The following is a 13,721-nucleotide window of genomic DNA, read 5'->3' as shown; positions in this document are numbered from 1 at the left end:
TTATTTTATCAATTAGCTAAAAGTATTTGGCTAACTTGATTATAAAACGCGCGATCAAAAAATATAATCCAAAACGCAAAGTTTTAAGCGCTAAAAAGAAAGAAACGCAAGTTATTGGTGATGTGTTTGGTGAGGGGAGTGACGGATCAGAGAAAGTACGTGGTTCTGAGCGTCGGGAGTCTAAAGGTGAGGCACATCAGACGCCTAAAAAGTCACGTGGTGTTGCGAAGCGTGGTGCTGAATTAACGGATGTTAATGTTAGATTGATTGAGATTAATCCTGAAATTGGGGAATATCGCATCAATATTCAGTCTGCAAAAAATCGTAAACGACTTGAAATTGAATTTCAGGTAACTGGTGAAAACGGTGCTCATGAAAATGTGGGTATCATGTCATTTACTTTGGGAAATGCGGCATTACTTTCTGATTCAAGTCTATTGTTAAAAGACGTCCAGAAAAATCAAGTGATTTCTGGCATCATCAAGGTTGGGTTTAATGCACGTGTTCGTTTAGGAGGGAAAACTTATGAAATTAAGGGATAACGCTTTTCCATATCCTGTATTAAGTTCAAACAATTTGACGGATATGGCAGGCGACTTTTTAGCAGGCAATTCTTTTGGGGTTAGTGTGACTGACAACTTAATTGGGGTCTCACAGCATGAGTTGATCATACAATATCAACTTAAAAATGATGATTTACAGCAGCTTATTAATCGTGGGGATGCGAAGGTGGTTGCACACTTTGAAAGTGGCCTAACATCGTTTAGAGAAATCGCTGAATTTCCAGAAGCGAGAGATACATTACGTTTTGAAATTGATTCAACTAAAATGATGGATACAATTGATTTAACGGTGATGATTGTTGCCAATAAAGCGATCGCTGAATATCGGAACTCGGGTTTTAATCCAGATATGTTTGGTAGTAACTATTGTGTTCGAAATTTAAGTCGAGGCGATATTCTAGCTTTTGAACCAAGCATTGAAATTCAATTAGAAATGCAGGACCTTGCTGCAAGTGGCCCCAAAACACTGATTAAAGTTGCAAAGTCTGAAGCAACATTGCTCAATGTGAATTTGGATAGTGATGTGATTCGAGTCGAACTTCCGGAAGCGGCGTACGCTGTTTATAGTCAATTACAAAACGCAAAAGAAATGGAATTGGCTAATGTTGCATTACTGTTACCGGCTTTGATAAGCGCCGTTGATGACATTAAATTTAATGAGTCAGATAGCGATTACCTGTGGTATAAGGAATTAATGACCTATATTTATGAAGGCCTACATTACACGGAAGACAGTCTGAAGAACGCGTCATCAATCATTGTTGCGCAACAGATCTTAAGTGGTCCCATTATTAAAGCCTTTAATGCACTTACTGTGGAGGAAGACTAATGCAGATTCCAATCGTGACAAATAAATTTTTAGATACCTTTGATACGAATTTTGATGTGGATTTCGGTAATTTCTATAAACTTCAAAATGTAACCTACATTGATCAACTCATGGCTCAAAAGCAGAACTTGATTCGCACATCAAAAACATATGATTATCAAGAATTGAAATTGCCTGAAAAAAATGAATATGACTATTCATTTGAAAACATTGTACTATTACATGAACAGTTGAAACACTTGAATCCTGTTGAAGCCGCTGATCCAAGGGTATGGGTTGCGCTAGAAAATACAGATTTCTTGGCTTATCATTTGAAAATTTTGAAATTAATGAATTATAAAGTAGGTAAACAGGCGCAATCCATTAAAAGTCGGTCCGTATTTTCAATAAATGGTAAAAAGCGAGCGTTGGCGATCAATAATTTGTCCTCTTTGTGGTGGATTGGTCAGATGATGTATGATGCACAAAGTGATGAGCCATACCACTTTGTACGCGCTTTTACCGAGACGGAATTTCGAGGCAACTTTGTGGCACTTTCATCTAGTAATGTGATTGATAACGAACAAATTAGAATGGGTATTTTTGATGCGGTCTTTGAATTGATTGAGCAGGGTGTGATCAAGCAAAATCGTAAAGCATTCACTGAAGCCAACAAGATAATGAATTTAGTGGGTGGCATTCGATTATTAGATTTTCTTGATCGAGCGGAAGTTAAACAGATGGTGCTGCATGGTTTGCCGCGGCAGTTAAGTCAGCGAGATCAATAATTATAATGTGACAAATAGATCCGTGGGTAGCCGACTTTAGCTTTACGATATTGTTCCTGTAGCTCTTTTGTACTCAATTCGGAACTTGCATCAGGTGTCAATGACCCTGATCATACAGAATAGAGGGTGGGACATAATGCGGTCAGTCTTCGAGTATTAGCCAAAAATAGGGTAGAACTCTGAATTTTGAGTTCTACCCTATTTTGTAGCTAAACGGAGAAGGCTGCATTATGGCGCACGTTAGAGGCTGATTTTGTTCTTTTTCAGATAGATTCAAAATCGGCTGGGTGCGGTGCGCAAACCAAAATGAGTAATTATGGCCCAGCCACAAATTGAATGTTGGAATCCCTAGTTTAAAGGGCCATAATAGGTACAACTCAAATTGTTACTTGAAAAGCACTGTAATCCCTGAGTTTTTGAGGTTACAGTGCTTTTGTCATTAAGACAGGATGATCAATTTAATTAGTAGTTATAGTGTGGCGCATAAATCTTTGGATAGCCAATTTTCGTTTTACGATATTGTTCTCGAACTTTTTTTGTACTTAAAGCACTACTTGCGATTGGGCCGATTTCAGCGATTTCTTTCTTAAAGGCAGTGTTTTTAACGGCCGGATTGTTCAGCCATGCCAGAATTTCTTGTTTTTCCTTTTCATCACGCGGCTTGAATTTTAAGTCTTTTTCAGTGTAATGGTCTTTTGATAGGTTAGTCATGCCGAGCTCTCCTTTCATTCACCAATTCCAAGTAATGTAGTGCATCAGCGATCATAGTTTGATAATTATTCATGGTGTGATTTTCACTGAACATTTGTTGCACAATGGTAAAGCCTTTAATGTCAGTTAGTTTTTGAATGTCATCAGCGATACTACTATAAAGTTGTTTGTCGTTAACTTCATGATAGTATGGGTAGGCTGCTAACCGGTTTAGTGTTTTAAAGTATTGACTGAAATTGATGCTTTGAACGGTTTGCTGAACAGCAGCGTTCTTTATAATTTCATTTTCAGTGATGAAGTAACCATTGTGAACCAGCAGTGTTTCATACTGTGCAATCGATTTGTCGATGGTAAGTGCAAATTCATGGTGAAAATAATTTTCCGCCGCGATGGTGTTGCTGAATTTCTGCAAGGCGACATCTTCTCGTCGTGAGTTGCTATTGCGAAAGTAGGTAAAAACAGCAACCAAGCCACCGATTACGGTACTAAGTTCTTTGATGTTAGTCCAAATGAGATTGCTTTGCAAGTTTTGTGTGCTAAAGGCGCTCACCGATGGCGGCAGTGGGCCTAGTAAGTGGCCAACAACCAAGCCTATGCAAATCGCAAAGATGCCAGCCTTTAATTTTAAACGATTCATGTGTCCTCCTTTTATAATTGATTTTTCATCCCGTCTATTGATAAATTACGCAAGCGATAGTTGGTTTTGTGTCAGCCCAACAATTAATCGTTGATCAATCACTGCGGTATCCTTAAAATTAAAGTAATGATTTAAATACAGTGAGAAGGTTTAACGAATGAAAAAACAAATCAACGTCGTCGGCGCTGCTTTCCTGGAAAATGGCAAAATCTTGGCCACCAAGCGCAACGACGATCGGGTATTAGGTACGTTATGGGAGTTTCCAGGTGGCAAAATTGAACCAGGAGAAACGCCACAACAAGCGTTAAAGCGGGAGTTAGAAGAGGAGTTCAACGATGAGATCGTGGTGGGGCCGCGAGTTACGGCAACTAGTAGTCATGAGTATGATTTTGGTGTGGTGAATTTAACGGTGTACTATGCGCAATTTCAGACCCATCACTTTGATTTAATTGCCCACAGTGAAGTGAAATGGACTACCCAGACTCAGTTAAACGACTTGCAATGGGCCGATGCTGATCAGGCCGCGGTTGCGGCAATTACCCAGGCCAATTTAAGTCAGGTGGTATTTGATGAAGCTTAATCAGACGCAACAACAAATTAGTGATTCTCTCACCAACGGTTTTGTAGAACGCGGTGTTACGGGGACAGAAGCCATGATGCCGCAGTTTATTTATAATCGTGAAGGCGACTCGATGTTGCTGCATATTGAGCGGGAATTGGACAACTGCTCATCGTTTATTTTTGCCATTGCTTTTTTGACGGAAGGTGCGCTGACCACGTTAAAAGTGAAGCTCGCTGATTTAGCTGAAGCTGGTATTCATGGGCGCATTTTAACCTCTGATTATTTGAATTTTAATGCGCCGAAAGCTTTTCAAGAGTTACAAAAGCTAAAAAATGTGGAAGTGCGTTTGGCGGAAATGCACAATTTTCATGCGAAAGGTTACATTTTTGAGCATGAGGCAGATCATTATCAGTCCGCCATTATTGGTAGTTCTAATTTGACCGAAAAAGCGTTAACGGACAATTATGAATGGAACGTGAAATTTACGTCTTATCAAAATGGTACCGTCACCAAACAGTTAGTCGACGCAGTTGAAGATGCTTGGCAGAAGGCCACGCCTTTGACGGCTGATTGGATCAATAACTATCAGCAACAGTATCAGCCGCTGGTGCAGCCACAAATTGCCGAGGCCACTGCGACTTACACGGCAATTACCCCTAATGCCATGCAGCAAGAAGCATTGGCGCGATTGGCTGAGGTACGGGCACAGTCTGAGGAAAAGGCGTTGGTGATTTCGGCGACTGGGACTGGGAAAACTTATTTAGCGGCCTTTGATGTGGCCAATTACAAGCCCCGCAAATTTTTGTACATTGTTCATCGGGAACAAATCTTGGATAAGTCAATTGCTAGCTTTAAAAAGGTGTTAGGGGAACCAGATGCGGCCTTTGGCAAGTTATCAGGCAACCAAAAGAATACGTCAGCGAAGTATTTATTTGCCACCATTCAAACCATTGCTAAAGACGATTGGTTGCAGCAATTTGATCCTGGTGAGTTTGATTATATTTTGGTGGATGAAGCCCATCGTGCCGGTTCACCGACCTATCAAAAAGTGTTGGCTTATTTTACACCGAACTTTTTGTTGGGGATGACTGCCACCCCGGAACGCTCAGATGCATTTAATTTGTATGAATTGTTTGATTACAATATTGCCTATGAAATTCGGCTGCAAAAGGCGCTAGACGAAGACATGTTGTGCCCGTTTCACTATATCGGTATTACGGATTATGAACGAGATGGTGAAATTAGTGACGACACCAGTCAGCTAAAGTGGTTGGTGTCAGAAGAGCGGGTGACCTATATTCTTCAGCAAACGGATTACTACGGCTATTCTGGCGCTGCACTACAAGGGTTGATTTTTTGTAGTCGCACGGAGGAAGCCCAGGCCTTAGCAGCGGCGCTAACGGCAAAAGGCCATCCCAGCAAAGCGTTAACCGGCGCGACGCCACAAGTGCAACGGGATGCGATTGTGCGTGAATTGGAACACAAGCAAATTGAATATATTATTACTGTCGACGTTTTCAATGAAGGCATTGATATTCCTTGTGTGAACCAAGTGGTGATGTTACGCAATACCCAATCCAGCATTGTATTTATTCAACAATTAGGCCGTGGTTTGCGTAAGTTTAAAAACAAGGACTACGTGACGGTGATTGATTTTATTGGCAACTATAAAAATAACTATTTAATTCCCATTGCACTCACAGGCGATAAATCGCGGAATAAAGACAGTGCCCGTGACGACTTGGAACTGCGTCAAATTTCCGGTGTGTCCACGGTGAACTTTTCAAAAATTGCCAAAGAGCGGATTTATCAGTCCATTAATGACACATCGTTGAATACGTTGAGACAGTTACGGGATGACTATCAAGATTTAAAAGGGCGTCTTGGTCGGGTGCCATTGTTAGCGGATTTTCAGGAATTTGGCACAGTAGACTGTACCGTATTTGCCGATAAGTATCAGAATTACTATCAATTTTTAGTGAAAATGAAAGAGGACATGCACCTGACGATTGATGAGGAGCGGGTGCTAAGCTTTGTGTCCATTGAATTAATGAACGGCAAGCGCAGTGTGGAATTGTTGCTGTTGCAGCAGTTACTGGAACTTGAAGGCTATATTGGTCAGGTGAGGTTTGAAGAATTTTTAACGGCCCAGCAAGTATTTCATGATCAAACGGTAATGAACTCGGTGGCACGGGTGTTCTCATTGGCATTTTTCACCAAAGCCAATCAGGCTAAGTACGGTAACCAGCCGATTGTGGAAATTGTGGACAATCAGTACCGGTTTAACGCCATTATTCGCACCCATTTAGCAGAAAATGGCGATTTTAAACGCCTATTCATGGATGCGATTAAGGCAGGCTTATTGCGATCAAAACGCTATGATCAAACACAGCAGCTGATGCTGTACAAACGCTACACGCGCAAAGATGTTTGCCGACTGCTAGGCTGGCAAACCGATAGCAGCTCCACACTGTACGGCTATCGGATTAAAGAAGGCACCTGCCCCATTTTTGTCACCTATGCCAAAGCTGACGATGTAGACGCCAATATTAATTATGAAGATCAGTTTATTAACACCAGTACCTTCCAGTGGTATACTCGCCATCCTGCCAAATTGGATTCCAAAGAAATCGTCCAAATTCTCGATAAGCGCACAACGTTGAAGCTATTCATCAAGAAAAATGATGATGAAGGCAGTGGCTTTTATTACTTTGGGGATGTCACTGTGCAAGATGCGCAACAAGAAACCTTCCAGGTGAAGGATGGGAAGACTGAACCGATTGTGAAGTTCCAGTTGGGGTTGGTGGATGCTGCGCAGTTTGATAAGTATTTGTTGTTTGAGAAGTAGAGGGGTGAAAACTGATAATGTTCAGTTATGGTGCTATTTTCATTTGCTAAGTAAATAGAAAGTATTGATTTAAGCGCTAAACGATAGTATCAGAAAAGAGTCCTAATCTTGTATCCTGAGATCGGGACTCTTTTTATATTTTTGTAAAAAATAAACCACAAGTTTTACTTGTAGGGTGAAAAAAGGCTTTAGTCGAAAACTAGAAGTAGCTTGACGCACACAAGATAAAATTGTAAGTATCACTTGAATTTTGACATTCAAGTATTATAAAGAAAGCCATTTATAGACATGTGATAGCAAGAAACAGAAGATCAACCCAATGATAAAATGGCGAAGTGAGAATACCGTGACTTATTCAGTAAGAATAGCGACTAGATTGAATCTGATGGTAAGTGTTGGTAATCATCTTTTATGGCACTTTTTAGGTGCTCTTTTGTATAGTCGAGCCTTTCTAAGTAAGCCGAAGCATACTGACTTTCTATTTTATTTTGAGATTTAAATTCTATGGCAACTAAACGTGTCCATCAGTATTTATTAAGCAGGCATCATCCCCAGCAAAATTGACATAATTATATTATGATTGAAAATAAGTTTTGTGGTATTATTAAAACTAACAACAAGTTATAGTAACAGTACAGCGTATATGAAGATAAAGTAGGCGATAATTTGAATACTTTATCAAAACAAATAACTGTTTTATGGGGAAAAGAAGTGAATCTGGTGATTGTTATCAGTTACCGTGAGTTTGAAAAGGTAACTGATAACAGGAAGGAGTTGCGCAATGTATTTGTCAAGAGTCGAAATAGACACTAAAAATCGGCAAAAGCTTAAGAATTTCACCCATTTAGGGGCTTATCACAACTGGGTTGAGCAAGGTTTTCCAGATGAAATCAATCATGGCGAACGCAGGCGCCATTTGTGGCGTCTTGATCAGCTGACTGGCAAAAATTATTTATTGGTGTTAAGTGAAAATGAACCCAACAAAGGACAGTTAGAAAAATATGGTGTTTTAGGTACGGCGACAACTAAATCCTATGACCAATTTTTGGATACTATTAAAATAGGTGATATCATGCGCTTTAGACTAACTGCTAATCCGAGCTATACTGCGCCACGACCAGGTCAAAAGCGCGGTCGGATCTATCCTTGTGTGACGATTGCACGACAACGTCAATGGTTAATCAAAAAAGCACAGGCAGCCGGTTTTAAACTTGTTTGGCAACAGCCAGCAATAGATGAAGTGGACGGCTTTGTTTTTGATGTGGTCAGTCGGGATTATCCGATGTTACATCGCAAAACAGGACATGGTGTGCACTTAAGTCGAGTTGTGTTTGAAGGTTTGTTGCAAGTTCAAGATTTAACAGCATTTAAGGGTACGCTTATCAAAGGCTTAGGTCGTGAGAAAGCGTTTGGTATGGGACTAATGACTGTTATAGCGACCGTATAACATTATGGGTAAACAAATCGGTGCTGCAAAGCCAAAGTATTTTGAGCTAAGGTAAATCAAAGATATTTCAGATTCAGTGCTAATTAAAAATAAATTCATAAATAACTATCATCTTAGAGTGGTTGTGAGAGAATATGGTGTCAAAAAATAAACGTCTTTATCCTGTGGAATGCAATAGTTATGTTAGAGCTTACAATGAAGTTGATGAAAAAACAGTTTTTGCTATTTTAAAAGTATTGATTTAATGGGATACTTTTAGTGTATTCCCCGCACCAGCGGGGATGATCCCATCCGTCAAAAACTGCTTAGTCTTATCAGATAGTATTCCCCGCACCAGCGGGGATGATCCTCTGTTTCTTTAAGTTCTCTTCTGCTTTCTTATGTATTCCCCGCACCAGCGGGGATGATCCCACGTAAATGCTAGTAATGTTGCTGTAATGCATGTATTCCCCGCACCAGCGGGGATGATCCTATGCCGAAGTTACGAGCAATTGAAGGTGGCAAGTATTCCCCGCACCAGCGGGGATGATCCCACAACGGCGATTTATACGATGGCTACAATTCGGTATTCCCCGCACCAGCGGGGATGATCCTGGATTGTGATTCAATTAGCATTGCCACTGATGGTATTCCCCGCACCAGCGGGGATGATCCTCACACCGCTACGTGAAGACCCGATGATGTTTGGTATTCCCCGCACCAGCGGGGATGATCCTGATTCAACTGGTGGTTATCCAATCCAAAGGGCGTATTCCCCGCACCAGCGGGGATGATCCTATATGCGACCGTTCTCTGGTTTGTAGCCCATTGTATTCCCCGCACCAGCGGGGATGATCCTATAAGTTGCCGGGAATTCTTCATCACGAGCATGTATTCCCCGCACCAGCGGGGATGATCCTCAACGGATAACCTACTTTCTTTAGAAGTCTGTGTATTCCCCGCACCAGCGGGGATGATCCTCTTATCTAATAGTCCCATTTTCAATCTCTCCCGTATTCCCCGCACCAGCGGGGATGATCCTTGTACCATTAGGATTATAGACATTCTCAACAGAGTATTCCCCGCACCAGCGGGGATGATCCCACATGGGCAAGAATCTTCAACGTTCGATGTTTGTATTCCCCGCACCAGCGGGGATGATCCTAATTACTGCTTGACCATCAGCGGTGTTTGCTTGTATTCCCCGCACCAGCGGGGATGATCCCCAGATTATTTATGCGCCAGATGCTACAGACGGGTATTCCCCGCACCAGCGGGGATGATCCTTGTCAGCAAGTGAGGGCGCTTCACAAAAAGCGGTATTCCCCGCACCAGCGGGGATGATCCTTAATTTATGACTTACCTAAAAATGGGAAACAAGTATTCCCCGCACCAGCGGGGATGATCCTGACCAGGTCATTGTTGAGGGGCGTCAGGGTAAAGTATTCCCCGCACCAGCGGGGATGATCCTAACAACCAGCCAAACGCCTCAGGTATCGTATTGTATTCCCCGCACCAGCGGGGATGATCCCAATCCCGGTTAGTACTTTGCCTGACCCTGTGGGTATTCCCCGCACCAGCGGGGATGATCCCATGTCTTTTAGCGGCTCACTCATAGCAACCGCGTATTCCCCGCACCAGCGGGGATGATCCTTGGTGCAAGCCCATAGCCATTGCCCTGGTTGTGTATTCCCCGCACCAGCGGGGATGATCCTCAAGCGGACTGGACGCCAGGCGCGAAAAAAATGTATTCCCCGCACCAGCGGGGATGATCCATTCAGCCTTAGTCGGAATGTCGCCGGCCTTAAGTATTCCCCGCACCAGCGGGGATGATCCCCAGCTGTGTAGTGTTCTTCGTACCGACGGCGGGTATTCCCCGCACCAGCGGGGATGATCCTGTTAATGCATCAGTCGCCATCGTGTCGGCATTGTATTCCCCGCACCAGCGGGGATGATCCTAAAATCGGCATCATTTCAGCATATGGCGACAAGTATTCCCCGCACCAGCGGGGATGATCCTGGTCAGGTCGAGCGAGTTGGAACTGCAAGCGCGTATTCCCCGCACCAGCGGGGATGATCCCAACTTAGAACTGGTTGAAGATGACGCAATTGCGTATTCCCCGCACCAGCGGGGATGATCCCGTCTATGTGGCCCCGAATCAGCTGCTACAGGTGTATTCCCCGCACCAGCGGGGATGATCCTACACTACAGACACGACTTACACGCTATCAGCTGGTATTCCCCGCACCAGCGGGGATGATCCTCTGTATCTTGAGAACTTTGTCGAAGAGATTGGGTATTCCCCGCACCAGCGGGGATGATCCTCAACAGTGGACTGATAGCCAAATCAAAGAATAGTATTCCCCGCACCAGCGGGGATGATCCTTATCTGTTGTTTGTCTATGAAGTAACGCAAGTGTATTCCCCGCACCAGCGGGGATGATCCTATCCTTGGCCCCTTGTAGGCTTACCTGTTTCGGTATTCCCCGCACCAGCGGGGATGATCCTACTTCAACATGTCCATTTTGAAAACCTTCAAAGTATTCCCCGCATCAGCGGGGGCGATTCCTCTTAGAGGTGACTTCAGTGCTCATTCCGTCTTGTATTTCCGTACTATTGAGAGTGCTCTCTCAAAAAGATGACGTCTGTAAATTTGCTATTATGTATTCCCTACATCAAGGGCAAAATATCAATCATTAACAATGCATATGAGTATTTCTGTATCTGCTGGGAGCTAGATTGTTTGAACATCTGTGGTAGTATATTAATTAAAGTATCTTCCTACACGAGCAGAGCAATCGTGTGATACACAATATTGGTTTAATTGTTAATCCCTGCATTAGCGGGGGTGATCCTTAACATCAAGTGATATTGTTAAGCTTTTAAAAGTATTCCTCGCACCAGCGAGGGTGATCTCGCTTTTGTTGTGCATGACATGACTGTCGAACAATATTTCCTGTACCAGTAGGGATGATTTTGACCATTGCTAATTTGTATAATTATTAAAGCGCGGCGCAAAAAAAGTATCGCACATTTCTATTCTTAAACAGGAATGTACGATACTTTTTTGACTTTTTTCACAGGTTAAAGGGTCCAATTTCTTGAAGAAACGGTAATTTAAAAAAATGATTTGTAGCGCAGAGATAGCCATTATAGGCAAGCCATGTTTCATATTTTTCAAATGTTACCTGATAGTTTAAAATGAACCATTGTCCCGTGGCCAATTTATCTTTAAAATTGAAGGCAAACCTAGGCTAAAGAAGGCCTAAAATGAAACCTGGAAAAACAAATGAACAAGACCTGACCGAGCTGGTGCTGGGGTTGAAAACTGAAATCAAAACCCAACTACAACCGTGGTTAAGTAGTACCAATATTTTTGATGTGCTAGGCATTAGCGGCGCGGAAATTCGCCATAGTAATTTTCTGGCGTGGTTGCTAGATCCTAGTGCGCAGCCTGTTTTGAAAGACGCCATGGGGAAGCAGCTACTGCTGAAGTTGGTTGAAAATGGGCAGGACTTACCGCTCAGCCCGCTGGACATTATGCTGGGAGACTTTTCTGATTTTACCGTTGAACGAGAGCGGGACCACATGGATATTTTTATGCAGTCACAACATGAGCGGCTGGTGTCGGTGATTGAAAATAAATTATTCACCGGTCAACATGATGATCAGCTCAACCGATACCGTGATTTGGCGTTAGCTGCGGCCGCCGATCCTCAGCGGGTGGTCTTGATTTATTTAACGGTTAACGCGGATGACCCTGAAAATACGGCGTGGTTGCCACTGGCCCACAGCGATATTTATCAGATCATCAGTGAATTATTGCCGCAAATACCGGCTGGTCGTGAAAAATTTTATATGCAGGATTATTTGGAAACGCTAAGGGTGAATGTGATGAATGACGAAGAATTGAAAACAACTGTGGATACTATTTACAGCAAATACAAACAGGCGCTGGATCTGATCATTGCCAATCGACCTGACGAGGCTACCACTTTGCATGATGACGTGTTGGCGGCGTTGCAACAGCTGCAACAAACAGATTCAAGGGTCAGCATGGTGGTTACAGATGGCGGTCATACTTACGTGCGCTTCCGCACGCCTAACATGGATCAGTTGTTTGCGGACGTGCTTCCGTTAACCGCTGAAATGAATTCCTGGTCCAGTGGCAGCCCATATTTTTGGCAATTCAGAAAGACCCGCGGCAATAAACTGGTGCTAGAGCTGCCTTTTCGGCTCATTGACCAGCAACTAGCTGTGGTGACGCACATTAATGAAATTTTCGCCGCCACCAAAGGCCGGCCAGCCACAGCTAAAACCAGCTGGTGCACCCTTAATAAAAAGTGGCAAGTGTACTTTGTCAATGGCAACAAAACCCCAGAAGACATTGCGGCTGACGACAGTTACACGCAAGCAGAAGTTTTGCAGGTGATCACTGATTGGTAGGACGGATCGTGAAGTACCAGCCGTTGGAGGAGAAAAAATAAGGTTATGAAAAAGAGAATTCAATTTGGAATACTTGTCCTTGCTAGTTTTTCCTTGGCAGCTTGTGGTAACCGTCAAGTGATAAAGTCTGGTCATCGTGCTGCGTCAGCAAAGTCAGAACAGGTTGCCAAAGCACAGTCTGAGTCAAAAGCTAAAGTGGCCTCTTTAAAAAAGGTTAAACGAGTGGCTAAGGTCAAAGCTGCCAGTGAATCAAAAGCTAAGGCGGCATCCGTCAGTCAGGCTAAAGTGACATCTGCTAGTCAATCCCAGTCTGTTGTAGCTAGTCAATCCCAGTCTGTTGTAGCTAGTCAGTCGCAGGTAAGTCGTGTTAGTCAGCAGAGCAGCCAACAACAAGTTCAGCCACAACGTAGTATGCAGTCACAAAAGACAACCACACAACAAGGCCAATCAGGAAACTGGGCAACGTATTCGTCACAAACTGATGATGGCCATATGATGTACCAGCAAAATTCAGATGGTCATTATGAAAGCGATCCAAATGTTCAGTACGAAACAAATCAAAAACAGCACCAATGGGCGGTTCAAAATGGTTATGAAAATCAGGATGGCACCTATACGTCAAAAAGGTAAGGTGTTAGTTGGGAGTGATCAATAATGCGTGTAGAAACGAAACGGCGGGTAACTGTTACCTTATTTACAATAGCCATTATTTTAGGCGTATTAACGTTATTGAAGGAATACAATATTCTGTAGCCAATGATTATTTGTTTAAATGATGCTATGTTTTAAGCGTGATTGATTTTAAAATGATAGGTGCATACAAAATTAAATATTTGTAAGTGTGAGAGGTTTATAGATCGTATGAAAAGGACTTATAACCCGAATTATTCATACGAGGTTTAATATCGGCATACCGCACAATTTTGGACCA

General features: G+C 42.8%; 10 protein-coding genes and 1 CRISPR repeat array. Of the genes, 8 read left to right on the top strand and 2 right to left on the bottom strand.

Annotated features, from left to right (window positions below; translation table 11 throughout):
• The first annotated feature begins 26 nt into the window (after nucleotides 1–26).
• Genes FC07_RS09360 through FC07_RS09350 form a run of 3 tightly spaced genes read left to right on the top strand, consistent with a single transcriptional unit; the run spans nucleotide 27 to nucleotide 2,159 of the window.
• Nucleotides 27–542, top strand: a complete 516-nt coding sequence (locus tag FC07_RS09360; protein WP_057904843.1) for a hypothetical protein — start codon at nucleotides 27–29, stop codon at nucleotides 540–542.
• Nucleotides 526–1,392: a hypothetical protein gene (locus FC07_RS09355; protein WP_057904842.1), complete on the top strand. Its 867-nt coding sequence runs from the start codon at nucleotides 526–528 to the stop codon at nucleotides 1,390–1,392. Before FC07_RS09360 ends, FC07_RS09355 begins: the two co-directional genes overlap by 17 nt.
• The gene (locus FC07_RS09350; protein WP_057904841.1) at nucleotides 1,392–2,159 is read left to right on the top strand and encodes a DUF6339 family protein; all 768 of its coding nucleotides are present in this window, start codon (nucleotides 1,392–1,394) and stop codon (nucleotides 2,157–2,159) included. The genes FC07_RS09355 and FC07_RS09350 overlap by 1 nt, the downstream gene beginning before the upstream one ends.
• Before the next feature lie 462 nt (nucleotides 2,160–2,621).
• Here the strand turns inward: FC07_RS09350 and FC07_RS09345 are convergent, their stop codons facing one another.
• Together FC07_RS09345 and FC07_RS09340 are read right to left on the bottom strand one after the other, a co-directional pair.
• Nucleotides 2,622–2,870 carry a hypothetical protein gene (locus FC07_RS09345; protein WP_057904840.1) on the bottom strand — a complete coding sequence of 83 codons (249 nt, stop codon included), beginning with the start codon at nucleotides 2,868–2,870 and terminating at the stop codon, nucleotides 2,622–2,624.
• Entirely contained in the window at nucleotides 2,863–3,507 is a 645-nt protein-coding gene (locus FC07_RS09340; RefSeq protein ID WP_057904839.1) for a hypothetical protein, read from the bottom strand. The genes FC07_RS09345 and FC07_RS09340 overlap by 8 nt, the downstream gene beginning before the upstream one ends.
• A 157-nt stretch (nucleotides 3,508–3,664) precedes the next feature.
• Between FC07_RS09340 and FC07_RS09335 the strand changes: the two genes are divergently transcribed.
• From FC07_RS09335 to FC07_RS09315, 5 genes are all read left to right on the top strand, one after another.
• On the top strand, nucleotides 3,665–4,087 hold the full coding sequence (locus tag FC07_RS09335) for a (deoxy)nucleoside triphosphate pyrophosphohydrolase (protein ID WP_057904838.1): 423 nt from the start codon (nucleotides 3,665–3,667) through the stop codon (nucleotides 4,085–4,087).
• Complete coding sequence (locus tag FC07_RS09330) at nucleotides 4,077–6,917, top strand: DEAD/DEAH box helicase (RefSeq protein WP_057904837.1); 2,841 nt, start codon at nucleotides 4,077–4,079, stop codon at nucleotides 6,915–6,917. The genes FC07_RS09335 and FC07_RS09330 overlap by 11 nt, the downstream gene beginning before the upstream one ends.
• Before the next feature lie 781 nt (nucleotides 6,918–7,698).
• On the top strand, nucleotides 7,699–8,364 hold the full coding sequence (cas6e, locus tag FC07_RS09325; protein WP_057904836.1) for a type I-E CRISPR-associated protein Cas6/Cse3/CasE: 666 nt from the start codon (nucleotides 7,699–7,701) through the stop codon (nucleotides 8,362–8,364).
• A gap of 260 nt (nucleotides 8,365–8,624) precedes the next feature.
• A CRISPR array of direct repeats spans nucleotides 8,625–10,912; the repeat unit is 28 nt; unit sequence GTATTCCCCGCACCAGCGGGGATGATCC.
• A gap of 702 nt (nucleotides 10,913–11,614) precedes the next feature.
• The gene (locus FC07_RS09320) at nucleotides 11,615–12,790 is read left to right on the top strand and encodes a PDDEXK-like family protein (protein ID WP_057904835.1); all 1,176 of its coding nucleotides are present in this window, start codon (nucleotides 11,615–11,617) and stop codon (nucleotides 12,788–12,790) included.
• A 45-nt stretch (nucleotides 12,791–12,835) separates the two neighbouring features.
• Nucleotides 12,836–13,420, top strand: coding sequence for a hypothetical protein (locus FC07_RS09315; RefSeq protein ID WP_057904834.1), 585 nt, complete (start codon nucleotides 12,836–12,838; stop codon nucleotides 13,418–13,420).
• The last annotated feature ends 301 nt before the right edge of the window (nucleotides 13,421–13,721 follow it).

Origin of the sequence: Loigolactobacillus bifermentans DSM 20003, from assembly GCF_001434575.1 — a bacterium.
Classification (GTDB): domain Bacteria; phylum Bacillota; class Bacilli; order Lactobacillales; family Lactobacillaceae; genus Loigolactobacillus; species Loigolactobacillus bifermentans.
This window is presented reverse-complemented; position numbering and strand designations above follow the sequence as displayed.